This window comes from Enteroscipio rubneri (genome assembly GCF_963929405.1).
GTDB classification, from domain to species: Bacteria; Actinomycetota; Coriobacteriia; order Coriobacteriales; family Eggerthellaceae; genus Enteroscipio; species Enteroscipio rubneri.
Window position 1 is genome coordinate 1435771 of record NZ_CAWVIN010000003.1, and the last position, 22686, is coordinate 1458456.

20 protein-coding genes and 1 other RNA gene are annotated in these 22686 nt (G+C 63.8%); 19 read left to right on the forward strand and 2 right to left on the reverse strand.

Features of this window, described 5'->3' with window-relative positions; genetic code table 11:
• The 7 genes from ABGT83_RS12915 to ABGT83_RS12945 all read left to right on the forward strand — a co-directional run bounded on the left by ABGT83_RS12915 (nucleotide 1) and on the right by ABGT83_RS12945 (nucleotide 7264).
• Entirely contained in the window at nucleotides 1-609 is a 609-nt protein-coding gene (locus ABGT83_RS12915; protein WP_346687966.1) for a hypothetical protein, read from the forward strand.
• A 322-nt stretch (nucleotides 610-931) separates the two neighbouring features.
• Entirely contained in the window at nucleotides 932-1858 is a 927-nt protein-coding gene (locus ABGT83_RS12920; RefSeq protein WP_346687967.1) for a substrate-binding domain-containing protein, read from the forward strand.
• Nucleotides 1859-1986: 128 nt separating this feature from the next.
• The gene (pstC, locus tag ABGT83_RS12925; protein WP_346687968.1) at nucleotides 1987-2847 is read left to right on the forward strand and encodes a phosphate ABC transporter permease subunit PstC; all 861 of its coding nucleotides are present in this window, start codon (nucleotides 1987-1989) and stop codon (nucleotides 2845-2847) included.
• Nucleotides 2847-3812 (forward strand): phosphate ABC transporter permease PstA, encoded by a 966-nt coding sequence (pstA, locus tag ABGT83_RS12930; RefSeq protein WP_346687969.1) that lies wholly within the window; start codon nucleotides 2847-2849, stop codon nucleotides 3810-3812. Before pstC ends, pstA begins: the two co-directional genes overlap by 1 nt.
• Entirely contained in the window at nucleotides 3805-4680 is an 876-nt protein-coding gene (pstB, locus tag ABGT83_RS12935; RefSeq protein WP_428994610.1) for a phosphate ABC transporter ATP-binding protein PstB, read from the forward strand. The genes pstA and pstB overlap by 8 nt, the downstream gene beginning before the upstream one ends.
• A 450-nt stretch (nucleotides 4681-5130) precedes the next feature.
• Nucleotides 5131-5823 (forward strand): response regulator transcription factor, encoded by a 693-nt coding sequence (locus tag ABGT83_RS12940; protein WP_103263959.1) that lies wholly within the window; start codon nucleotides 5131-5133, stop codon nucleotides 5821-5823.
• Nucleotides 5824-5881: 58 nt separating this feature from the next.
• Complete coding sequence (locus ABGT83_RS12945; protein WP_346687970.1) at nucleotides 5882-7264, forward strand: sensor histidine kinase; 1383 nt, start codon at nucleotides 5882-5884, stop codon at nucleotides 7262-7264.
• Between the two features lie 59 nt (nucleotides 7265-7323).
• On the opposite strand, the gene ABGT83_RS12950 is transcribed toward ABGT83_RS12945, so the two are convergent.
• The gene (locus ABGT83_RS12950; protein ID WP_103263961.1) at nucleotides 7324-7539 is read right to left on the reverse strand and encodes a helix-turn-helix domain-containing protein; all 216 of its coding nucleotides are present in this window, start codon (nucleotides 7537-7539) and stop codon (nucleotides 7324-7326) included.
• A gap of 119 nt (nucleotides 7540-7658) precedes the next feature.
• Between ABGT83_RS12950 and ABGT83_RS12955 the strand changes: the two genes are divergently transcribed.
• The 3 genes from ABGT83_RS12955 (at nucleotide 7659) to ABGT83_RS12965 (ending at nucleotide 11158) form a co-directional block, all read left to right on the forward strand.
• Complete coding sequence (locus tag ABGT83_RS12955) at nucleotides 7659-8531, forward strand: MarR family transcriptional regulator (protein WP_103263962.1); 873 nt, start codon at nucleotides 7659-7661, stop codon at nucleotides 8529-8531.
• A gap of 225 nt (nucleotides 8532-8756) precedes the next feature.
• Nucleotides 8757-10457, forward strand: a complete 1701-nt coding sequence (locus tag ABGT83_RS12960) for an FAD-dependent oxidoreductase (protein ID WP_346687971.1) — start codon at nucleotides 8757-8759, stop codon at nucleotides 10455-10457.
• A gap of 74 nt (nucleotides 10458-10531) precedes the next feature.
• A complete protein-coding gene (locus ABGT83_RS12965; RefSeq protein ID WP_129588456.1) occupies nucleotides 10532-11158 on the forward strand; it encodes a hypothetical protein in 627 nt (208 codons plus the stop codon).
• Between the two features lie 61 nt (nucleotides 11159-11219).
• Here the strand turns inward: ABGT83_RS12965 and ssrS are convergent.
• Nucleotides 11220-11392, reverse strand: a non-coding RNA gene (gene ssrS / locus ABGT83_RS12970) — 6S RNA.
• Nucleotides 11393-11522: 130 nt separating this feature from the next.
• Between ssrS and aroD the strand changes: the two genes are divergently transcribed.
• The 9 genes from aroD (at nucleotide 11523) to aroC (ending at nucleotide 22665) form a co-directional block, all read left to right on the forward strand.
• Nucleotides 11523-12287 (forward strand): type I 3-dehydroquinate dehydratase, encoded by a 765-nt coding sequence (gene aroD, locus ABGT83_RS12975; protein ID WP_346687972.1) that lies wholly within the window; start codon nucleotides 11523-11525, stop codon nucleotides 12285-12287.
• 123 nt (nucleotides 12288-12410) lie between these two features.
• Nucleotides 12411-13769 (forward strand): replication-associated recombination protein A, encoded by a 1359-nt coding sequence (locus ABGT83_RS12980; RefSeq protein ID WP_103264238.1) that lies wholly within the window; start codon nucleotides 12411-12413, stop codon nucleotides 13767-13769.
• 104 nt (nucleotides 13770-13873) lie between these two features.
• Nucleotides 13874-14785, forward strand: a complete 912-nt coding sequence (locus ABGT83_RS12985; RefSeq protein ID WP_129588457.1) for a DUF948 domain-containing protein — start codon at nucleotides 13874-13876, stop codon at nucleotides 14783-14785.
• 4 nt (nucleotides 14786-14789) lie between these two features.
• Nucleotides 14790-16079, forward strand: coding sequence for an AI-2E family transporter (locus tag ABGT83_RS12990; protein ID WP_103263966.1), 1290 nt, complete (start codon nucleotides 14790-14792; stop codon nucleotides 16077-16079).
• A 140-nt stretch (nucleotides 16080-16219) separates the two neighbouring features.
• Complete coding sequence (alaS, locus tag ABGT83_RS12995) at nucleotides 16220-18856, forward strand: alanine--tRNA ligase (protein WP_346687973.1); 2637 nt, start codon at nucleotides 16220-16222, stop codon at nucleotides 18854-18856.
• A gap of 247 nt (nucleotides 18857-19103) precedes the next feature.
• The gene (ruvX, locus tag ABGT83_RS13000; protein WP_346687974.1) at nucleotides 19104-19526 is read left to right on the forward strand and encodes a Holliday junction resolvase RuvX; all 423 of its coding nucleotides are present in this window, start codon (nucleotides 19104-19106) and stop codon (nucleotides 19524-19526) included.
• An 11-nt stretch (nucleotides 19527-19537) separates the two neighbouring features.
• On the forward strand, nucleotides 19538-20713 hold the full coding sequence (gene mltG / locus ABGT83_RS13005; RefSeq protein WP_346687975.1) for an endolytic transglycosylase MltG: 1176 nt from the start codon (nucleotides 19538-19540) through the stop codon (nucleotides 20711-20713).
• Nucleotides 20714-20749: 36 nt separating this feature from the next.
• Nucleotides 20750-21379, forward strand: coding sequence for a YqeG family HAD IIIA-type phosphatase (locus ABGT83_RS13010; RefSeq protein WP_103263970.1), 630 nt, complete (start codon nucleotides 20750-20752; stop codon nucleotides 21377-21379).
• A gap of 113 nt (nucleotides 21380-21492) precedes the next feature.
• Entirely contained in the window at nucleotides 21493-22665 is a 1173-nt protein-coding gene (aroC, locus tag ABGT83_RS13015) for a chorismate synthase (RefSeq protein WP_103263971.1), read from the forward strand.
• Nucleotides 22666-22686 lie beyond the last annotated feature (21 nt).

Here is a 22686-nt window from a genome sequence, read left to right on the forward strand (position 1 = left end):
ATGAGGAAGAGCAACTGGACTATTCTGGCCGTTCTGGCTGTCGCTGCGGGCTTTTTCCTGTGGCTGTGGTACTACTTGGGCTTTAACTTCGTCGACGATCCGCTCGACTTGGTGCTCGCCGTGGCGTGGTGGGCGATGGTCGTGGCGCTGGCTGTGGGCATCCATGCTGCTGAGAGCAAACGCCGACGCCGCGTGCGCACGACCTATCTCGCGCCAGATGTGCTGTTCAACAGCGAGGCTGGGTTCGTCAACCTTGGTGCGTTCGAGGAGGGAACCACCCTCGCGGACGCGCTCGAGTATACGCTTGCCGGCTTGAAGTATACGTTCGACCGCAAGGATCCGTCATCCGATGCGCTCGGTGCAACGGGAGAACCCGTGGGGGCCGCCGGCCCTGAAGCCGTCGACGGAGATGTTGCATCCAGCGAGGGGCCTGCTGAAGTCAGACCGCAAGGTCCGGTAAGGTTCGAGCGCATCGTGCGCACGGACAAGTTCGACAAAGACGACGCCGAGAAGTGGGAGGGTGAGGTCGTGGACGTGAAGACGAGGCGCGCCGTGCCTTTCAAGGGCAAAGAGGAGCTCTCCGAGCTTTTGGCGGCTCAACCGATCTGAACGCGACAGTGGCCTCGTTAGGCACTCCGGCGAACCAATCGACGCCCCCTCGACCGAGGGGGCGTCGCCCGTTATGGCGGGGTCGCAGGTTCTTGGGCGAAGCGCTTTGCGTCGACGGCAATGCGAGCGGAGCGCATCCGCTTCAAGTCGCGTCGCTTGAAATCAGGCCGACTCGGCGATCTCGCAGACTTTACCCGAATTTGACCGGCTTGCGACGGCGCTTTGATGCTTGGTGCCCATCATGTTCTCCAGTGCTCCTTCCGCTCGAAGGGGCGCGTCGAATGTATGGGAGCGCCCTGAGGGGCTGCGAGGAAGGAAGAGCATGAAGAAGCGTTTGACGATGATCGCGATGGGAGCCGTGCTTGCGCTCGGTTTGTTCGGTCTCATGGGCTGCGCAGGCGGCGGGAACGAGGGATCCGCCGACGAGCGCGGCGGAGAGTCGGGCGGAACAGCTGCTGCTCCCTCGGGCCAGATCTCGGTGTACTCGCGCGAAGACGGCTCCGGCACCCGCGGCGCGTTCATCGAGCTGTTCGGCATCGAGGAGAAGGACGCGAACGGCGACAAGGTGGATATGACCACTCCGTCTGCGGCCATCACGAACTCCACGTCGGTCATGATGACGTCGGTGTCCGGCGACGAGAACGGCATCGGCTACATCTCGCTCGGCTCGCTGAACGACACGGTGAAGGCGCTCAGCATCGACGGTGCCGAGGCGACGGCCGAGAACGTGAAGAGCGGCGAGTACAAGGTGGCCCGTCCGTTCAACATCGTGACGAAGGACGGCACCTCCGATGTGGCGCAGGACTTCATCGACTACATCATGAGCGCCGAGGGTCAGAAGGTGGTCGAGGATAACGGCTGCATCTCCGTGGCCGACAACGCGGGCTCCTACACGGCTTCCGGCAAGTCCGGCAAGATCGTCATCGCCGGCTCTTCGTCGGTAACCCCGGTCATGGAGAAGCTGTCCGAGGCGTACAAGGCCCTCAACCCCGACGTCACCATCGAGGTCAACCAGTCCGACTCGACCACCGGCGTGAACATGGCCGCCGAGGGAACCTGCGACATCGGCATGGTCTCCCGTGAGCTCAAGGACTCCGAGAGCAGCGTGAAGGCCACGGTCATCGCGCAGGACGGCATCGCCGTCATCGTGAACCCGGGCGCGTCGCTGGACAACCTGACGTCCGACCAAGTGAAGGGCATCTACACCGGCGAACTGACCACCTGGGAAGATATCGTTCCGTCCGCGTAGCAGCCGCCGGAAGCGCTCGACACTGCGAGGCGCCGATACACTCCGAATCGCCCCTTATCGCTGCGCGAAACGGGGCGATTCGGGGCCCCCGGCGCCTTTCGCTGACTTTGCCAAACCAAGGAGTTTTCATGTCCCACCCGCATATCAAGGAAGGCATCGCGAAGGCGCTGTTCGTGGGAGCCGCGGGGATTTCGATCATTGCGGTCGCCCTCATCTGCGTCTTCCTGTTCGCCAACGGCGTGCCGGCCATCGCGCAGATCGGCCTGCCGGAGTTCCTCTTCGGCACCACGTGGCGGCCGGCCAACGACATCTACGGCATCTTCCCCATGATCATCGGCAGCATCTACGTGACGGCCGGCGCCATCGTCGTGGGCGTGCCCACGGGCCTTCTGTGCGCTATCTTCCTCTCGCGATTCGCCAGCGGAAAGGTCGCAGCCGTGCTCAAGCCCGGCGTCGAGCTGCTGGCCGGCATCCCGTCGGTCGTGTACGGCTTCTTCGGCCTCGTGCTCATCGTGCCGTTCATCCGCGCGAACATGCCGGGCAACGGCCTGTCGCTGCTGGCGGCAGCCGTGCTGCTGGGCATCATGATCCTGCCCACCATCATCACCGTGGCGCAGAGCGCGCTCGATGCCGTGCCGAAGAAGTACTACGAAGGTGCGCTGGCGCTGGGAGCCGACCACGAGCGCTCGGTGTTCCGCGTCATCGTGCCCGCCGCCACCTCCGGCATCATGGCCGGCGTGGTGCTGGGCGTGGGCCGCGCCATCGGCGAGACGATGGCCGTCATCATGGTGGCCGGCAACCAGCCCCTCATCCCCGAGAGCATCTTCAACGGCGTGCGCACCATGACGGCGAACATCGTGCTGGAAATGGGCTACGCGGCCGACCTGCATCGCGGCGCCCTCGTGGCCACCGGCGTGGTGCTGTTCGTGTTCATCCTGCTTATCACCATGCTGTTCAACGTAATCAAGAAGCGAGGTGAGATGAAGTAATGAGTCCGAAGCTCACCATAGCCTACGAGGCCGGTTCCGCCCCCGCGGCGCCTGCCGATTCCGACGATCGCATCGATGCCCTGTTCGCCGTTGCGGAAACGCGCCAGCGCAAAACGCGTCGCGTCGTGTCGGCGCTGCTGCGATCGCTCGTGTACCTGGGCGCGCTGCTCACGGCTGCGGTGCTCCTGTTCATTGTGGGATACATCCTGGTCAACGGCGTGCCGTACCTCACGCCCAGCCTGTTCGCCTGGGAGTACACCTCCGACAACGTCTCGCTCATGCCGGCGCTCGTCAACACGCTGCTCATGGCGGCGCTCTCGCTGGCTCTCGCGGTGCCCGTCGGTGTGGGATCAGCCATCTACCTGGTTGAATACGCACCGCGCGGCAGCCGTTTCGTCCAGATCGTGCGCACCACCACCGAGACGCTGCAGGGCATCCCCTCCATCATCTACGGCCTGTTCGGCATGCTGTTCTTCGTGACGGCGCTGCACTGGAACCTGTCGCTCATGGCGGGCGCGTGCACGCTGGCCATCATGGTGCTGCCCGTGGTCATGCGCACCACCGAGGAAGCGCTCATCGCCGTGCCCGACGCCTACCGCGAAGGCGGTTTCGGCTTGGGCGCGGGCCGTTTGCGCACGGTGTTCCGCTGCGTGCTGCCCTCGGCGGTTCCCGGCATCCTGGGCGGCGTCATCCTGGCGCTCGGCCGCTGCGTGGGCGAGGTGGCAGCCCTCATTTTCACGGCGGGCTCCATCGCCCAGATCCCGAACTTCCTCGAGCAGGGCGGCATGGCGCTGTTCGACTCGACGCGCACCCTGGCCGTGCACATGTACGTGCTGGCCAGCGAAGGCCTGCATGTGAACGAAACGTACGCGACGGCGGTGGTGCTGCTGGTCATGGTGGTGCTGCTGAACCTCCTGGCCACGTTTGCCGCGAAGAAGATGAGCAAAGGAAACCAAGATGACTAACGCTACCGTAGAGAAGACCACGACGCGCGCCGCAGTCCCCGCGACCGCGCACACCTACCTGCCGCAGGCTCGCGTGCGCACGGTCGAGCGCAGCGGCCGGCAGGCTCCCGCCGATGCGCCTGTGAAGATGGGCGTGCGCAACCTCGACCTGTTCTACCAGGACTTCCACGCGTTGAAGGGTATCAACCTGGAGTTCCCTCAAAACCAGGTGACGGCGCTCATCGGCCCGTCGGGCTGCGGCAAGTCCACGCTGCTGAAAAGCCTCAACCGCATGAACGACCTCGTGGCGGGCTGCCGCGTCGAAGGGGAGATCACGCTCGACGGCGAGGACGCCTACCGCTCACTCGACGCGAACAGCCTGCGCCGTCGGGTGGGCATGGTGTTCCAGCAGCCCAATCCCTTCCCGATGAGCGTGTACGACAACGTGGCATTCGGCCCGCGCACGCACGGCATCAAGAACCGCGCCGACCTCGACGTCGTCGTGGAGCAGAGCCTGCGCGACGCAGCCATCTGGGACGAGCTGAAGGATCGCCTCAAGAAGAACGCGCTGGGCCTGTCCGGCGGCCAGCAGCAGCGCCTGTGCATCGCCCGCGCGCTGGCGGTGCGCCCCGAGGTGCTGCTCATGGACGAGTCCACGAGCGCGCTCGACCCTATCTCCACCGCGAAGATCGAGGATCTTGTGGGCGAGCTCAAGAGCAAGTACACGGTGATCATGGTGACGCACAACATGCTGCAGGCGCTGCGCGTATCCGACAAGACCGCGTTCTTCCTGCTGGGCGAGATGGTGGAGGCCGGCGACACCGACGATATCTTCACGAGCCCCGCCGATCCGCGCACCGCGGACTACGTCGCCGGAAGATTCGGATAGGATACTGCGAGCTGGTCGCGCGAACCCGTGCAGCGGAAGTGCGCTTGTCGTGCAGCGGAAGTGCGCTTGCGCGCGCTGTTGCACGAGCCAGGTCGTCGAAAGGACCTTTTCCGCGAGGCCTGCGGTTCTTCCCTCGTCCGATGGGTCTTTCCGGCAACAGTCATCGCGCACTTTACGCAAATTTGATCGGCGCGTTGCCCTACGTCTGCGGCGGCTGCTTTACAATGATCCGAAACGATGTGCAGTATGAAACCGAGTGGCATTGGTTGATGCTCGACCGGCGAGAGGAGCCAGGCCGTCCGGGGTTGGCGTCGGAAGTTGGCGCCCGAGGATGCCCCGCCGTGCTGCCGACGCATTTCCGTACGCGAGGGCAGTGCGAGGAGTAAGATCGGGCGCCCTGGCCGGTCGCAGCGCCAACCGTGTGCCGCTCGGAGAACAGCGGAGCCAAGCATGATCTACTATGTGGAAGACGACACGAACATTCGCGATCTGACAGTGTACGCATTGCGTCAGGCCGGGTTCGAGGCGCAGGGCTTTCCTGCGGCCAGCGGGTTCTTGGACGCTTGCAAGAAGCGCCTGCCCGAGCTTGTGCTGCTCGACATTATGCTTCCCGAAATCGACGGTCTCGAGATCCTGCACCTGCTGCGCGAGGACCCGGCCACGAAACATCTGCCCGTCATGATGCTTACCGCGAAGGGAACCGAGTTCGATACCGTAAGCGGTCTCGACGCCGGTGCCGACGACTATCTGGCCAAGCCTTTTGGCATGATGGAGTTGGTCAGTCGCGTGAATGCGCTCCTGCGCCGCGCGTCCGCGCCTGCCCTTGCGCCCGACGACGAACTCTCATGCGGGCCCATCGCGCTTGTGACATCGGCGCACACCGTCGAGGCGGGAGGCTGTCCGGTGGCATTGACGCTCAAAGAGTTCGATCTGCTGCGTACGCTCATGCAGAACCAAGGGCATGTGCTTTCGCGGCGCCAGCTACTTGAAGAGGTATGGGGCATGACCTATGTGGGCGAGACGCGCACGGTGGATGTCCACATCCAAACGCTGCGCCAGAAGCTTGCGAATGCATGCGAAGGCGCCGATTCTTGCATTCGCACCGTGCGCGGCGTGGGTTATTGCATGAAGCAGCCAGCATGAGAGCGCAGACGACAAGAGGCGGCGCACGGCATTCGCACTGCGGTCGGAAGATGCGGCCATGAGCCCGACGCACTTCAGGGTGAAAAGTCTCGCCGGCAAGATATTCTCGAGCGTGCTCGTGTTCACGCTCGGCATCATCGTGCTACTGGCCGTGGCGATGACCACCATATACTATGTGTCCTACGAGCGCGATGCCGAGGCGGAGCTGGCTGCGAGCGCCCAGGACGCCGCACGCTACCTGAACGCCACACCTTCGGCCGAGAACGCACCCGCGCTCAAATCCCAGTTCAGCGGTTTGACACGCTATACGCTCATCGCTCCTGACGGCACGGTGCTGTTCGACAGCGCGGCCGATACCGGCACCATGGACAATCACGCCGACCGTCCCGAGGTGCAGGAGGCCGCCGAGGAGGGCGAGGCTGTGACTCTGCGTTATTCCGATACGCTTGGCACCGATACGGTATACGCAGCCGTGAAGCTTGACGACGGCGGCATTGTGCGCCTGTCCGAAACGCGCCACTCGCTGTTGTCGTTCCTCGGCGATATGCTCGTGCCCGTGCTCGTGGCGCTCCTCGTGGCCGTTGCGCTCGTGTTCGTCCTCTCGAAGGTGCTCACCAATCGCATCATGAAGCCTATCGATGCGCTCGATTTCGCCAATCCGCTGGACAACGAGATCTACGAGGAAATGGATCCGCTGCTCATTCGCATCGACGAGCAGCAGCGGCAGCTGAAAGCGCAGAATCGCGAGCTGGCCGAGGCTGAGAACATGCGCCGAGACTTCTCGAGCAACGTAAGCCACGAAATGAAGACGCCCCTGCAGGTGATATCCGGCTATGCCGAACTCATGAAGAACGATATGGTGCAGCCCGCCGATCGGCAGAAGTTCGCCGCGCTCATCTATGACGAGGCGCAGACCATGCGTTCGCTCATCAACGACGTGCTCACGTTGTCGAAGCTTGACGAGTCGGCGTTCGACGACGAGGGCGCGCCGGCCATCGAGCTTCTCTCCGTCGCCGAGCGTGTGGCGGGCCGACTTTCCAGCTTCGCGTCCGACCAGGGTGTGGAGGTGCGGGTGGAAGGCGCGCCCGCCTGCATAGCGGGGAGCCGCACCCTGGCCGAGGAGATGCTGTACAACCTCATCGAGAACGGTGTGCGCTACAACCACGAGGGCGGGAGCGTGGTCATGCGCGTGGAGCCCGAAGGCGACGAGGCGGTCGTCCGCGTGAGCGATACGGGCCCCGGCATCTCGCCCGATCTGCGCGACAAGGTATTCGAGCGGTTCTTCCGCGTGGATAAGAGCCGCTCGAAGGAGACGGGCGGTACGGGCCTGGGCCTGGCCATCGTCAAGCATGCTGTCATATATCATGGCGGCACCATTGCAGTGGAGGGCGAAGAGGGCCAGGGCACCACGTTCATCCTGCGTTTTCCTGCTGCGAACTAAGGAGCGCTACTGCCATACGGACTGCGCGTTCATCGGCTTTCGGTTGGAAAGCCGATGGTTCAAAGATTTTCGAACAAGTTGCCCAGCGTCGTATCCAAGCTTATTGCTATCTTTTCGAGAAAATCCACCGTGGGATTGCGCGTTCCGACTTCGACTTTGGCAAGGTAGGATCGTCCCACGCCCGTCATGAGCGCGAGTTGCTCCTGTGTGAGGTTGCGCTGCTCGCGCAATGACCGAATGCGCTGGCCGATGCTTTTTCGGGTTTCTTGAGTCATAGGGAAAGAGTACGATTGTATCCGCTATAATCTGTGCCCTATAGGACACAAACAGTAATGCGGGCCTAACGAGTGCATGCGAACGAGGAACGAAGAGGCGCTGAAGGGAGGAGTTGAGGTTGAACGACGAAGTGCTGTTCACGCAGCAATGGGCGACCGTGGCCGACCTTCTGCACCGCGAGATCGGCCGTGCGCTGAGAAGCGCCTTCGGCGTGACGTACCTTGCATTCTGCCTCCTTGCTTCGGTGCGATCGCACGGAGGCCGTATGGCGCTTTCGGCGTTCCCGCGCGATGCGCTTGCCAACGCCAATACGGTTACGGTTGCGGCAGCGAAGGCGACGAAGCAGGGCTACCTTGAAAAGCGCCGCTGCGCGAACGACCGCCGTGCTCTCGAAGTCGCGGAGACGCCAAGGGGCGCGCGCATCGTCGAGAGCGGGTTCGAAGCGATCTATGCGCGCCTGTGCGTCACCGTGTGGAAGAACCATGCGCGCCGCGATATCGACGAGACCATGCACGAATTCGCGAGCGTCGCTTCGAAGCTGGGCATCGATTCTGTCGAGATCAACCACCGTTGCCATCCCGTGCTCACGCCGTCCTATCTCATGTGCGTCGCCGGTCTGTTGCGCCAGTGGGAGTCGCGCACCGCGCGTTTCGCCGGGCTGACTTTCTCCGAATACCGCTGTCTGGCTCTGCTTGAACATCGGCTCGGATCCCTATCGTGCGCCGCCATCGCTGACGAGCTCGTGCTTGACCGGAGCACCGTGTCGCCCATCGTCACACGGCTTGCGGATGCGGGATACACGGTGGTCGAAGTCGGCCTCGATCGTCGATGCCGCTGCGTATCGCTCACCGGCAAGGGCAGGGTCGTGGCCGCCCTTGTCACGTCCGAGCTCGAGAATATCACGGCAGAGCTGTTTTCCGATGCGTCCCCGTCCGTGAAGGCTCGGGCGAATGAGCTGCATATGCGTATGTACGCCTCCTGCATCTTGTGAGCGGATGCTTCACTGATAAGCAAAAACCCTGGTAGAAACGTCGTTCAGGGTTTTTCCTCGAAAGATAAGCGTGATGGGCCCCATCATGCTTCATAATTTGCCCCTGTTCGAGCTTGCTTCCTACAATCGAAGGGAGGGACGCTGGGTCCCTTGCAGGGGAAGGTGGCCCGAGGGCGCTCCGTCGCACAGAATGCGCGGCCACCGTCGACGAACGGAGGAATTGGGATGCCGAATTCAAGCGAGGGACTATCCCGGAGGGACTTCTTGAAGGGAACAGGCGTCGCGGCCACGGCCGTGGCCGCCGTGGGGCTTGCCGGATGCGCGAGCTCGGGATCGGGGGCCGGTGCGCAAAGCGCGTCTTCGATTGCATGGGATCGCGAGACCGAGGTGCTCGTGCTCGGCTTCGGGGGAGCGGGGGCGGTTTCTGCCGCTGCCGCCCACGAAGAAGGGGCCGAGGTGCTCATTCTGGAAAAGGCCCCGAAGGAGGGCGGCGGCACGACGCGCATCTCGACCGGCTATTCCTCCATCGTGCTCGATCCCGACGGCGCGCTCGAATACCTGCATCATCAGGTGAAGGGCCTCACGCCCGACGAAGTGTTTGAAGCGTACGTGCAGGAGGGGGCGACGCTCGTCGACTGGCTCGACGACCATGGGCTCACCTATACCGACGTCAGCAGCGTGCTGGGTTCCGACTACAAAAACTGGCCCGGCTCCGACGCGTTCGGTGCGGTCGGATTCACCGACGAGGACGGGGTCAACAGCGGCACGGCGGTGTTCGACTGGGCTACGGCCTACATGCAGGACAACGGCATCGAAATCCTGTTCGACTCGCAGGCGTACCAGCTGGTGCAGGACCCTGAGACGAAGGAAGTCGTCGGCGTCCGCGCGCGGCATTCCGACGGTTCCGAAATCGCGGTTCGTGCGAAGAAGGCCGTCATCATGTGCACGGGCGGCTTCGAGTGCAACGATCAGATGATCGGCAACTACCTGGTGCCCTCTCCGCTCGCGCGCGAAGGGTGGATGTTCAACACCGGCGACGGCATCAGGATGGGGCAGGAGATCGGCGCCGATATGTGGCATATGAACATGCTCGATGCGTACGGCGTTACGTTCACGGAGCCGGGCGCCATCACGGGCCGCTTCGGGTTGAACGGGGCTACGTGCGCGACGGGAAGCTTCATGTGGATCAACCGCACCGGCAAGCGCTTCATGTGCGAGAATCCTTCGAACATCGGCACGCCGCTCGCGCACCGAAGTGTGAACCGCTTCTCGCTGTTCGACGACATCCCCGGATCGTTGCCGCTCGGCTACGACTCCTCCTATCGAGACATCCCGTTCTATCTGCTCATCGACCAAAAGCAATTCGATGCCGCGCCGCTGTACGATAACAATCAGAACGCCGGATGTGGCCTTATCGACAAGGAGTTGGGCGGGGTCGAACCCTGGAGCGAGGACAATCATGCGGAGCTCGAGAAGGGCTGGATCCTCAAGGGCGACACCATCGAGGAGATCGTCCAGAAGATGAACGAGAACAGCAAGGACGAGGGGTACCACATGGACCCGGCCGACTTGCAGGCCACCGTCGACGCATACAACGCCGATTGCGCAGCTGGCATCGACTCCCAGTTCGGCCGTCCGGCCGTAGCGAACGACGTGCCGAACCTCGTGCCGCTCGACACGCCGCCGTACTATGCGCTGCGGCTTATGCCCTGCATGAACACGACGAAGGGCGGTCCGGTGAAGAACGCGAAGGCCCAGATCCTCGACACGCACGGAGAGGTTATCCCGCGCCTGTACGAAGCGGGTACGCTCGGGCATACCGCCGCGCAGGTGTACTGCATCTTCGGTGCCAACTTGGCCGAATGCTTCAACTTCGGGCGTATCGCCGGGCGAAATGCAGCCGCCGAGACGCCCCTCGAGGCGTAAAACCTCCCCGCGCCGCCGCCCGCGAAGACGGACGGCGGCGCCCCCTCCCCCTCGAAAGGGCGTGAAACGACACGATGAGAAACCGAATTGTACGGACCCGCATCGTGGCGGGCATGATTGCGGCTGTCGCAGCGCTTGCCGTCATGTTCGCGACAGGATGCGCGCCTCGAGAATCTTCGCTGTCGCAGGGCGGCGGAAACGAGGGCGGCGACGATACCCTTCAGATTTCCTGGAGCGTTACGTCCGACTGCGAAAGCTGCCATACGCGGGAGGCAGCCGCGCCCGCCGATGCGACGAGCCTGCATGCCGTCCATGCGAGCTCCTCCTGCCTATCGTGCCATGATGACGAGCAGGGCCTGGCCAAGGCTCATGAGGGCTACGAAGAGAAGGATCCCGCGTCCAAATTGAAGAAGACCGATGTCGCCGACGAGTCGTGCCTGGCTTCCGGCTGCCATGATCAGACGGTGCTTGCGGAGGCGACCGCGGGCGAGACCGTATTGACCGACACGAAAGGCACGGTGGTGAATCCGCATGATCTTCCCATCCACGAAGATCATGCGAAGGGCGTGCGATGCGCTTCCTGCCACAAGATGCATGGTGAAGGCTCGATCGAGGCCGATGCCGTCTACCAAGCGTCGAAGGCGACCTGCCTCTCTTGTCATCACAACGAGGTGTACGAATGCCATACGTGTCACACGTGATGAGTTCGGACATCGTTTAAGGGCGCTGAAAGCGTGAAAGCGGCCCATGGCCGCTTTCACGAAAAGCCCCGCCCCCGGCCAGAAGGATGAACCCACCTCAAAAGGTGGGTGCTCGCAGCCCGCTTCCTGGCTTTCGCATCAACGGATGCGAATCTCCATTTCACGCGCTATCTTGAGCTCCCTCATGTCATAGCATCGGTCCATCGCAAAGTATGGCTTCGAGGGCAGGACCTTCTTTGAGTATATGGGTCGTGCTGTCAAAATAAAGTCTTGACATCTAAGTTGTTGCGCGGTTTACACAATCGCGTCTCCATCCTTCCATCTGCTATGATAGGAAACCGGAGCCACGCGAGGGAGGATGCATATGGAACCGCTCGTCATCAAAGGCATGCCGATCGGGCAGGGAAGGCCCAAAATCATCATCTCGCTCATGCACGCCGAAGCTGCAGACGCATGCGCCACGGCAAAGCGCGGCAGGCAGGCTGGCGTCGATTGCTTCGAATGGCGCGGGGATTTCTGCCGCAACGTCCACGACATACCAAACATGATCGAGGATGCGTGCCTGGTGGCGGATTGTCTGCCGCACAACCCCCTGCTGTTCACGTTTCGCTCGGTCGACCAGGGCGGGCAGATGGATCTGCCCGTAGACGCATACGTGGCGCTCAACGAAGCGCTCATCGAAACGGGCTGCATCGATATGGTGGACATCGAAACATGGATTGGCGATGCCGCGGTATCCGACCTGATCGCACACGCGCATGCGCACGGTGTTGCAACGGTCGTCTCGTACCACAACTTCGCAGGCACTCCCCAGACCGACTGGATGGTATCGCTGCTCACCCACATGGCCGACCTGGGAGCCGACATTCCCAAGATCGCCGTCATGGCGCACACGGCAGCCGATACCCTGCGGCTGTTGGCCGCAACCGAGGAAGTGGCGCGCGTCCACACGGACAAGCCTCTTCTCACAATGGCCATGGGAACGCAGGGCAGCATATCGCGCCTTTCCGGCGAGTTGTTCGGCTCGGCCCTGACGTTCTGCGCGCTCGAGGCATCCTCGGCTCCGGGGCAAGTGGACGTGGCGCGCGCTCGCCTCATCATGGACGCGTTCCACGACGTGCTGGCATGAGCGCGATGCCGAGGCGCTGATCGTCTTTGCCCGAATGCTCGACGTAAGCACCTGCACGCACAAAGGTGCAGGTGCTGTGAATGATGCTATGCAAACAGGCGTTCGCATGATACTATGGCTTTCATGGACTCATTATTCACCGATATGGAAAACGAGCGCAAATCGGAGGTTGCGCCTCTTGCGGTGCGCATGCGGCCGCGCTCGCTCGAGGAGGTCGTCGGCCAGGCCGAGGCCGTAGGCCCTGGAAGCTGGTTGCGTACCGCTATCGAGCAGGATCGGCTGAGCTCGGTCATCCTGTTCGGCCCGGCAGGTACGGGCAAGACCTCGCTCGCCCACGTGATCGCCGAGACGACTCGGGCCACGTTCGTGGAGGTGTCCGCCATCGGCGGTACCGTGTCGGATCTGCGGCGCGAGATCGACGCGGCCGAGAAGCGCCTGACCGCGTTCGGCTTGCGCACCATCCTGTTCGTCGACGAGATACATCGCTTCAATCGCAGCCAGCAGGATACGCTCTTGCACGCGGTGGAGGATCGCGTGGTCGTACTCGTGGGCGCCACTACGGAAAACCCTTTCTTCGAGGTGAACTCGGCCCTCATCAGCCGCTCCCGCGTGGTCGAGCTGCACGGCCTGTCCGATGGCGAGATCGGGGAGCTCGTTGGCCGCGCGCTTTCCGACGAGCGGGGCCTTGGCGGGCGCTACGGGCTGGACGACGGGGCGCGTGACGCCATCGTGCTGCTCGCGGGCGGCGATGGCCGCACGGCCCTCACCACGCTCGAGCTAGCCGCGGGCATGGTCGATCCCGGCACGCCGCAGAAGCCCACGCGCATCTCCGAAGAGGACGTGCGCGCCGCCACGCCGCATCGCGTGCTGCCGTACGACAAGAACAAGGACATGCACTACGACGTCATCTCGGCGTTTATCAAGTCCATGCGCGGTAGCGATCCCGATGCCGCGCTGTACTGGCTCGCCCGCATGATCGACGGGGGAGAGGATCCGAAGTTCATCGCGCGCCGCATGTTCATCGCTGCGTCGGAGGATATCGGCAACGCCGATCCGCAGGCGCTGCTCGTGGCCGAAGCCGCCTTCAAATCGGCCGAGGTCATCGGCTATCCCGAATGCCGCATCAACCTGGCACAGGCTGCCGTCTACCTGGCGCTTGCGCCCAAGAGCAACGCGGCGGAAGCCGGCATCGACGCCGCGCTGGCCGAGGTGCGCAACGGACCCGCCCGCGCCGTTCCCGACCACCTGCGCGATCGGCATCGCCCCGGATCGGAGAACTACGGTGCGTACCGCTACCCCCACAGCTATCCCAGCGGCTGGGTGGAGCAGCGCTACCTGCCCGACGGCTTGGAGCGCGGCTGCTTCTACCGCTCGAGCGATCGCGGTTGGGAGGCCTATCGTGCCGACTCGTTTGCGCGCGATCGCGCATCTTCAGCAACGGCTTCGGAGGATGGTGAAAACCCCACGTCGCAGGAAAGGTAACCGCTTTCCTACTCCTATGGAAGCAGGGTGGAAACAAGAGCCAGCGTGTATAGAATCCAAGGTGATCGTGCTATAGTAATGCCCTCGAAACAGGAGGAAACGCCGTGGATGTCAACGAAATCATCAGCCTCGCTCTGCCGATCGTGTACGTGATCGTCGGCGCAGCTCTCGTGTGGTTCGTCATCGAGCTCGTCATGACGGTGCGCAAGACGCGCAAGACGGTCGATGATCTTCAGAAGCAGGTGCAGCCGACGCTCGCCAGCGTGGAACGTATCACCGCATCGCTCGAGCCGGTGGTTGCGAAGGTGGATCCGCTCGTCGAGCGCGTGTCGCTCACCGTTGACGCGGCGAATCTCGAAATCATGCGCGTCGACCAGATACTCGAGGACGTCAACGAGATCACCGATTCCGTCTCGTCGGCGGTGGAAGCGGTCGACACGGTGACCAACGCGCCGCTCGAACTGGTGAGCAGCGTATCGACGAGGGTGCGCAACGCGTTCAAGCCCCGCCGTGCGAGCGAGGAGTCGGTTGCGCTCGGCCAGGCGAAGGCCGAGGAGGAGGCTGCGCAAGCGGGTTCTTCCGCTGTCGCGCCTGCGCCGCGTCCTGCCGTGAGCGCCGATAACGGCCCCAAGCATGCATCCCCCTCTGCGCCCGCCTGCGATTCCCCCCGTTCCGCAACCGCGTCGAAGAACACCGAGGTGCCGGTGTCCACGGTGGTCAAGGAAGCTGTTTCGACTTCGGTGAAGGCGGCGCAGGAAGCCGTGGCCGATCAGCGAGAGCAGCGCGCCGAGCAGCGTGTCGAGCGCGAGGAGCGAGCCGAGGCCAAGCGCGCGGCGGCGGACAAAACATCGGAAGCCGCGGCGCATATGGCCCATGCCGTAACGACGGCGGCCAACGTTGATGCTGATGCCGCTCAGAAGTACTTCACCTACGACGGTTCCGAGCCTTCGGCGCCTGCGGGCAGTGCGTCCGCCCCCGATTCGCGCGACAACGAAGCGCAGCGCGAAGGGGCATAGCTCGGTGGATGAGGCTAATCGCGAATCCGGTAAAACCGAAAAGGCACGGCGCGGGTTTCTGACCGTATGGACGATCGTCGGAGCCATTCTGCTCACCGGCGTTTTTATCTACCTTGTGAACATTTTGAGCGTGCCCGTGGGCATCGTGCTGTGGGCCACCATTATCGTCTTCTGCTTGCGGGGTCCTGTCAACAAGCTCGAGAAGCTCGGCGTGTCTCGCGTTGTGGGAACGACGGTGGCCTATCTTGCCATGTTCGTGGTGCTGCTCCTTATCGGCCTGCTCATGTTCTCGCCGGTTTTCGGCATCGGCGATCAGTTCACGAGCCTGATCGAGAGCGTGCCCGGCTACGTGCAGACAATTATGGGCTGGACGGGCTCCCTGTACGACCGATACGCCGATGTGCTCCAGAACGATACGGTCCAACAATGGACCAACGACGCTCTGACGGCCATCGGAACGTGGGCATCGTCGTTCGCGAGCGAGAGTGCAGCCGGCGTCGTGGCGCTCGGCACCGGCGTTCTCAACAGCTTCGTTGCCATTGGCTTCGCGCTTGTCGTGGCATTTTGGATCCTCATGGACCTGCCTGCGCTCGGCCGCGAATGCATGCGCCTCGTCGGTCCGAAGCGCCGTGAAGATATGGAGATGCTCCACGTCACCTTCACGCGCGTGATGGGAGGCTACATCAAGGGCACGCTTTTGCAGTGCGCCGTCATCGGCATCGGATGCGCCGTGCTGTTCGGCATCATCGGCATCCCCAACTCGGCGGCACTCGGAGGCATTGCCGGCCTGCTCAACATCATCCCCATCGTGGGCCCATGGCTCGGCGGCGCCCTCGCAGCGGTGGTTGGCGTGTTCGCGAGCCCCTGGATAGCCATCATCGCCCTCGTGGGCACGATCATCATCCAGCAAATTGTCTACACGTTCGTGTCGCCGAAGATCATGGCGAATTCTGTCGACGTGCATCCGGCGCTCACGCTCATTGCATTGATGGCCGGCTCCGCCATCGGCGGCGCAATGAGCGGATTCATTGGCTCGCTCGTGGGCATGCTCGCCTCTATTCCCGCCGTCGCCGTGGCGAAGGCGGTTTTCGTGTATTATTTCGAGAAGCGTACGGGTCGTCAGCTCGTGTCGGGCGATGGCGTGTTCTTCAAGGGGACGCCCGCTTCCGGCGGCGTGCCCGATCCCATAGCCGATGCGACATCGCCTCATCCCGACGTATCGGCTGCGTTCGAACGAGTCAAGGAGCGCAAGGCGGAGGCCGATCGCAGGGCGCGGCATCGCAAGAAGCGCTGATCGCCCTGCCGGCCGATCAGCCGGCGGTTGCGGGCGGTCGCAACTGCGTGGGGGTGCGCGGATGCCGAGGCGTCCGCGTTGTCGATAGTGGAGCAGCGGGCCGTGCAACGCGGCCCCCGAGGAGATAGAAAGACACAACTATGAAGTACATGACCAGCGCGGAGATCCGCGAGAAGTACCTGAGCTTTTTCGAGGAGAAGGGCTGCAAGCGCTGGCCCTCGTCCTCGCTCATCCCCGACGACCCGTCGCTTTTGCTCACGAGCGCCGGCATGGTGCAGTTCAAGCCGTACTTCCTGCAGCAGAAGCACCTCGAGGCCCCCTACATCGGCACGACGACGGTACAGAAGTGCGTGCGCACGAACGACATCGATATCATCGGCACCACGGGCCGTCACCAGAGCTTCTTCGAGATGCTGGGCAACTTCAGCTTCGGCGCGTACTTCAAGGAGGAGATGTGCGCGTGGGCGTACGAGTTCTCCACCGAGGTGCTGGGTCTGCCGGCCGAGCGCCTGTACTTCACCGTGTACCTCGACGATGACGAGACCATCGAGATCTGGAAGAAGCTCGGCGTGCCCGACAACCACATCTCGCGTCTCGGCGAGGAGGACAACTTCTGGCGCGCCGGGCCCACCGGCCCGTGCGGCCCGTGCTCGGAGATCTACTTCGACCAGGGCGAGAGCTTCGGCTGCGGCAGCCCCGACTGCGCGCCGGGCTGCGACTGCGACCGCTTCCTGGAGTACTGGAACCTCGTGTTCACCCAGTACGACGGCCAGGAGGACGGTTCGTTCGTGCCGTTGCCGAAGAAGAACATCGACACCGGCATGGGCCTCGAGCGCATCGCCGCCATCCTGCAGGGCGTCCAGTCCAACTATGAGACCGACGTGCTGCGCAGCCTCGTGGCAGTGGGCGAGCGCTTGAGCGGCGCCGTGTACGGCAGCGACCCGGCCACCGATCTCAGCTTGCGCATCATGGCCGATCACAGCCGCGCCGTGGCGTTCATGATCGCCGACGGCATCCTGCCGTCCAACGAAGGCCGCGGCTACGTGCTGCGCCGTCTGCTGCGCCGCGCCGTGATGAAGGGCCACCTGCTGGGCCTCGACAAGCCGTTCCTCAACGAGTATGTTGACGAGATCGTGAACCTCATGGGCCACGTGTACCCCGAGATCGTGGAGAATCGCGAGCTCATGCGCCGCGTCATCCTGTCCGAGGAGGAGCGCTTCGGCGCGAACCTGCGCCAGGGCCGCGCCTTCCTCGACGAGGCGCTGGCCGAGCTCGAGGGCGTCGTGCTGCCGGGCGACCGCGCCTTCACGCTGCACGACACGTACGGCTTTCCCGTGGAAGTCACGCGCGAGCTGTGCGACGAGCGCGGCATCGAGGTGGACATGGAGGGCTTCGGCCGCTGCATGGACGAGCAGCGCGAGCGCGCCCGCGCGGCCAACACGAAGGACGCTGAGGCGGCCTGGTCCACGTACGGCGGCGTGATGAACGAGATCCTCGAGGCCGTGGGCCCCACCGAGTTCCTCGGCTACGCGAAGAACGACGCCGATGCGCGCGTACTGGCGCTTGTGAAGGACGGCCAGCAGGTCGACGCGCTGGAGGCCGGCGACGAGGGCCGCATCGTGCTGGACGCCACGCCGTTCTACGCCGAGAAGGGCGGCCAGATCGGCGACACGGGCGCCATGACGAAGGACGACGCCGCCGTGCGCGTGCTGGACACGAAAGAACCCGAGAAGGGCCTGATCGCTCATACCGTGCAGGTGGAGAACGGGCGCGTGAGCGTGGGCGACACCGTGCACGCCGCCATCGACGTGCCGCGCCGCGAGCGCATCCGCCGCAACCACACGGCCACGCACATCCTGCATTGGGCGCTGCGCCAGGTGCTGGGTGACCACGTGAAGCAGGCCGGCAGCTACGTTGCCGACAACCGTCTGCGCTTCGACTTCACGCACTTCGAGGCCATGACGGCCGAGCAGATCGCCGAGGTGGAGCGCCTGGCGAACGAGAAGATCATGGAGAACCATCCCGTGCGCGCCTACGAGACGTCGCTCGCGTCGGCGCGTGAAGCCGGCGTCATGGCGCTGTTCGGCGAGAAGTACGGCGAGTTCGTGCGCGTGCTCGACATCGAAGGATTCTCGCAGGAGCTGTGCGGCGGCACGCATGTGTCGGCCACGAGCGAGATCGGCTTCGTGAAGATCACGTCCGAGACGAGCGTCGGCGCGAACCTGCGCCGCGTGGAGGCGGTGACCAGCTTCGACGCGCTGGCGTACATGAACCGCGTGGAAGCCGAGCTCAAGGAGGCGGCCGAGGAGCTGCGCGTGCCGCTGTTCGACGTGAGCGAGCGCACCCAGGCGAACGTGAAGCAGCTCAAGGAGCTGCAGACGAAGATGAAGCGCAACCGCCAGACCATCGCCGACGACGGCATCACCGCGCTGCTGGAGAGCGCCGTTGACGCGAAGGCCGGCTACCCGGTGGTCTTCGGGCGTTTGCCCGAGGCCGACGCAGGTCAGATGCGCAACGCATGGGACGTGCTGCGCGCGCGCCTCGGCAAGCCGGGCGCCGCGGTGCTGGCCACCGAGAAGGAGGGCAAGCCCACGCTGCTTGCCGCCGGCACGCCGGAGGCGGTGGAGGCGGGCTTCGACGCCGGAGCCATCATCAAGGCGATCTCTCCGAACATCAAGGGCGGCGGCGGCGGAAAGGCCGCCATGGCGCAGGCCGGCGGCAAGGACGCCTCGGGCATCGACGCCGCTCTTCAGGCTGCGCGCGAACTGCTGCTGTAGGGTTGCCGGCTGGGTGCCGCGCCGAGGGGCGCGGCGCTCGGGCAGTCCTGAGCTCGCGCGAAACGTCCACTGGACGTTTCGGCTCGTGCGGAATCTCGCGGCGCACCCCTCGGCGCGGCACCCGAGGCGCGTCTGCCGCTGGTTGCGCCGGCTCTGCGAGTGGCGCTTTCAACCAGGGGGAGGGATCCTTGCCGACGGCTTCTCCATGAATCGGAGAAGCCCTTTTTCTACGGGGGAGGCTTTCATCATGCGAATCATGGCGTTGGATATCGGCGAGACGCGCGTGGGGGTTGCGGTGAGCGACCCTGGGGAGCGGGTGTCGTCTCCGGTGTCGGTTCTGCCCGCGGCTGACGTGCTCGCGCATGCGAAGCCGTTTCAACGTCTGCTTGAGGATTGGGAGCCGGAGCTTTTGCTTTGCGGACTGCCCATCACCTTGGCGGGCGAGGAGGGGCCGCAGGCTGCACGCATACGAGCTGCGGCGAAGGCCATTTCCGACGCCTGCGGTATTCCATGCGAATTCGCTGATGAGCGCTTGAGCTCGCAGGAAGCTAAACGGAGTTTGCGTGAAAAGGGTCTGACTGAGAAGGCCATGCGCGGCAAAATCGATATGATAGCGGCGAGTTTGTTTTTGCAGGCATGGCTCGACGCGCGCCGTGAGCGGGAAAGGTGAAGGATTCGACGATGCCTCCACGCAGAAAGCAGGTAACCTACTCGCGGCGGCCGACCCATGCCGCACGTGCCGCGCATGCTCGCGGGGAGCGCCAGTTCAGGAAGTACGATACAAGCTACATCCGTCCCAAGCGCAGCGCAGCTCCCATCGTATTCACTGTCATCCTGGCCATCGTTGTGCTCGGTGGTTTGGGCTTCGGAGCCTTCTACCTATTCAATAGCTGCTCGTCCTCTTCGGTGGAGCTTCTCGCAGAAGGCGAGGAGGCGACGGTGGTGGTGGAAGAAGGCGCAGGCGCGCGCGATATCGGCCAGCGTCTTGTCGAGGCGAGACTCGTTCCCACTTCGGCTGAGTTCACGAAGCGCGTGAACGAGCTCGGCGTTGACGGCGGGCTTAAGCCGGGTACCTATACCTTCTCGGGCGGCACCAGCCTCGACGACATCATCCGCACCTTGCAGGCCGGCCCTGCGGCCGGCCATACGCTTACCGTCCCCGAAGGTTTCACGCTCGGCCAGATCGCTTCCAGCGTTGCCGAAGCAACCGGGGGCCGCATCACGGCGGAGGCGTTCCAGACCGCCGCTTCCGATGCGAGCGTCTATGCCGCGGACTTTGCGTTTCTGGCCGATGCGGGACAGAACAGCCTCGAAGGCTTCCTGTTCCCGAAAACTTACGAGGTCGATGACGATGCCACGGCAGACTCGATCATCCGCATGATGCTGAGCCAGTTCCAGGCCGAGACTGCGAATCTCGATTGGGCGTATGCGACCGATCGCGGGTTCTCCGTGTACGACGCCGTGAAGCTGGCTTCCATCGTGGAAAAGGAGTCGAGCGGCGAGGACGATATTCGCAAGAAGGTAGCGGCTGTGTTCTACAACCGCTTGACGACCGAAGGCGAGCCTGCCTATGGCATGATTGGCAGCGATGCGACGACGGCCTACGAGATAGGCGGAGATCCTTCCGATTACGATTGGAATATCGACAGCCCCTACAACACGCGCAAGAATCCCGGGCTTCCTCCCACGCCCATCTGCTCGCCCAGCCTCTCGTGCCTTCAGGCTGTGTGCGCTCCAGTCCCGGATTTCGGAGACTACTACTTCTTCTCGTTCTGGCCTAACGAAAGTGGCGGCACGGATTACTTCTTCGACAAGACCTACGACGACCATCTGGCCACCGTTGCTGCGCATTCATGATGACGCCGTCTGCAGTGAGAGCCGCCTGAGGAGCCTATGCCATTCCTGGAACCCGACCGCTACTTTGCGCGCATCTCGCGCATAGACATCGAGCGCGACCTGTTGGCGCTGGGGTACCGATACGTGCTGCTCGACGTCGACAACACCATTCTCACCCGCGATACGCACGAAGTGCCGCGCGACGTAGGGGCATGGCTTGCCCGAGCGCGCGACGCCGGCATTGCGTTCTGCCTCGTTTCGAACAACTGGCACGAAGGCGTATACCGCCTTGCGCGGCGGCTTTCTCTGCCCATCGTAGCCAAGGCCGTAAAGCCATTGCCGCCGGCGTTTCTCATAGCGCTCAAAAAACTCGAGGCGAAGCGCTCGGAGACCGTGGTGGTGGGTGATCAGTTGGTGACCGACGTGATGGGTGCTCATCTGCTCGGTATGAAGGCGTATCTTCTGGCCCCGCTCGTGGAACAGGATTTGCCCCACACGCTGCTTCTGCGCAACGTCGAGCACGCCATCATGGGCGAGCGCCAGCCGGAAGGCGCTACGACCATGCGCGAGGACGAAGGCTCCGAGCTTCCGTCGGGGCCCGTCGGCGCATCTTCGCCCCGCTGCACGTCCCATGCGGACGCGACGCAGCAGCCTGCATCGGAAGGCGACCTCGCGCACGAGCGCTAGCCGATCGGGCAGCGGGCGCGATGAGCCTCGCCATCCGGCTGCAATCCCATCGACCTCGCCAAAGCGGTGAGGTACAATAGCCAGCATCACCTAACCCGAGAAAGCAGCACGATATGCACTACATCACAGCGGGCGAGAGCCATGGACCGTGCCTCACGGCCATAGTCGACGGCGTCCCTGCGGGGCTGAAGCTGTCCGACACGCAGATCAACGCCGATCTGGCGCGGCGGCAAGCGGGATACGGCCGCGGCGGCCGCCAGCGCATCGAGCGCGATACTGTGGAGGTGACCTCCGGCGTTCGCTTCGGACGCACGCTCGGCACCCCGGTTTCGCTCGTTGTGCGCAACCGCGACTGGCAGAACTGGACCGATCGTATGGCGCCCTTCGGCGACGCCCCCGCCGACCTTTTGCGCGAGGTGACCCCGCGGCCGGGGCATGCCGACCTCGTGGGCGCGCTCAAGATCGACACCGACGACTGTCGCAACATCCTCGAGCGCGCAAGTGCCCGCGAAACCGCAGCCCGCGTAGCTGCGGCGGGCGTGGCACGCGAATTTTTGGCAGATCTGGGCGTCGAGGTGTTCTCGTACGTCGTCTCCATCGGAGAAGCGCGTTTCGAGGAAGAGGATCCCTTTATGACGGCCCCCGACTATAAGCCGCTGGCCATTGAGATGAGCGACGTGCGCTGCCCCGACGAGGAAGCCACCGAGGCCATGAAGGCCGCTATCGACCGCGCAAAAGAGGCCGGGGAGAGTCTCGGCGGCACGTTCCGCGTGGTGGCGACGGGTCTGCTGCCCGGGGTGGGTGGCTATGCGACGGCGGACGATCGACTGACGTCACGTTTGGGAGGAGCGCTGTTCTCAATCCCCGCCGTCAAGGGCGTCGAGTTCGGCCTTGGGTTCGAGGTCGCGCGGCGGCCCGGTTCTCAGGTGCATGATCCCATCGTGCTCGACGAGCAGGCAGGTTTTGTCCGTTCGTCCAATAACGCCGGAGGCCTAGAAGGCGGCATGACCACGGGCATGCCGCTAATCGTGACGGCGGCCATGAAGCCCATCCCCACGCTCATGGCCCCCCTCGGCACGGTGAACCTCGATACGCTTGAGGCGGAAAAGGCATCGAAGGAACGCAGCGATGTCTGCGCCGTGCCCGCCTGCGCGGTCGTTGCCGAGAGCGAAGTGGCGTTCGTCTTGGCCGAGGCCTATCTCCAGAAGTTCGGGCGCGATAACATGGCCGATATCAAAGCGGCGGTGAAGGCCTACCGCCAGCGCCTGAAAACGATGGCGCGCTGACACGACGACAGGAGACCAGCT

Excerpts from the sequence above, each read along its gene's own strand:
- ABGT83_RS12915 (WP_346687966.1), top strand. The coding sequence starts at position 1 with ATGAGGAAGAGCAACTGGACTATTCTGGCCGTTCTGGCTGTCGCTGCG.
- ABGT83_RS12920 (WP_346687967.1), top strand. The coding sequence starts at position 932 with ATGAAGAAGCGTTTGACGATGATCGCGATGGGAGCCGTGCTTGCGCTC.
- pstC (WP_346687968.1), top strand. The coding sequence starts at position 1,987 with ATGTCCCACCCGCATATCAAGGAAGGCATCGCGAAGGCGCTGTTCGTG.
- pstA (WP_346687969.1), top strand. The coding sequence starts at position 2,847 with ATGAGTCCGAAGCTCACCATAGCCTACGAGGCCGGTTCCGCCCCCGCG.
- pstB (WP_428994610.1), top strand. The coding sequence starts at position 3,805 with ATGACTAACGCTACCGTAGAGAAGACCACGACGCGCGCCGCAGTCCCC.
- ABGT83_RS12940 (WP_103263959.1), top strand. The coding sequence starts at position 5,131 with ATGATCTACTATGTGGAAGACGACACGAACATTCGCGATCTGACAGTG.
- ABGT83_RS12945 (WP_346687970.1), top strand. The coding sequence starts at position 5,882 with ATGAGCCCGACGCACTTCAGGGTGAAAAGTCTCGCCGGCAAGATATTC.
- ABGT83_RS12950 (WP_103263961.1), bottom strand. The coding sequence starts at position 7,539 with ATGACTCAAGAAACCCGAAAAAGCATCGGCCAGCGCATTCGGTCATTG.
- ABGT83_RS12960 (WP_346687971.1), top strand. The coding sequence starts at position 8,757 with ATGCCGAATTCAAGCGAGGGACTATCCCGGAGGGACTTCTTGAAGGGA.
- ABGT83_RS12965 (WP_129588456.1), top strand. The coding sequence starts at position 10,532 with ATGAGAAACCGAATTGTACGGACCCGCATCGTGGCGGGCATGATTGCG.
- aroD (WP_346687972.1), top strand. The coding sequence starts at position 11,523 with ATGGAACCGCTCGTCATCAAAGGCATGCCGATCGGGCAGGGAAGGCCC.
- ABGT83_RS12980 (WP_103264238.1), top strand. The coding sequence starts at position 12,411 with ATGGACTCATTATTCACCGATATGGAAAACGAGCGCAAATCGGAGGTT.
- alaS (WP_346687973.1), top strand. The coding sequence starts at position 16,220 with ATGAAGTACATGACCAGCGCGGAGATCCGCGAGAAGTACCTGAGCTTT.
- ruvX (WP_346687974.1), top strand. The coding sequence starts at position 19,104 with ATGCGAATCATGGCGTTGGATATCGGCGAGACGCGCGTGGGGGTTGCG.
- mltG (WP_346687975.1), top strand. The coding sequence starts at position 19,538 with ATGCCTCCACGCAGAAAGCAGGTAACCTACTCGCGGCGGCCGACCCAT.
- ABGT83_RS13010 (WP_103263970.1), top strand. The coding sequence starts at position 20,750 with ATGCCATTCCTGGAACCCGACCGCTACTTTGCGCGCATCTCGCGCATA.
- aroC (WP_103263971.1), top strand. The coding sequence starts at position 21,493 with ATGCACTACATCACAGCGGGCGAGAGCCATGGACCGTGCCTCACGGCC.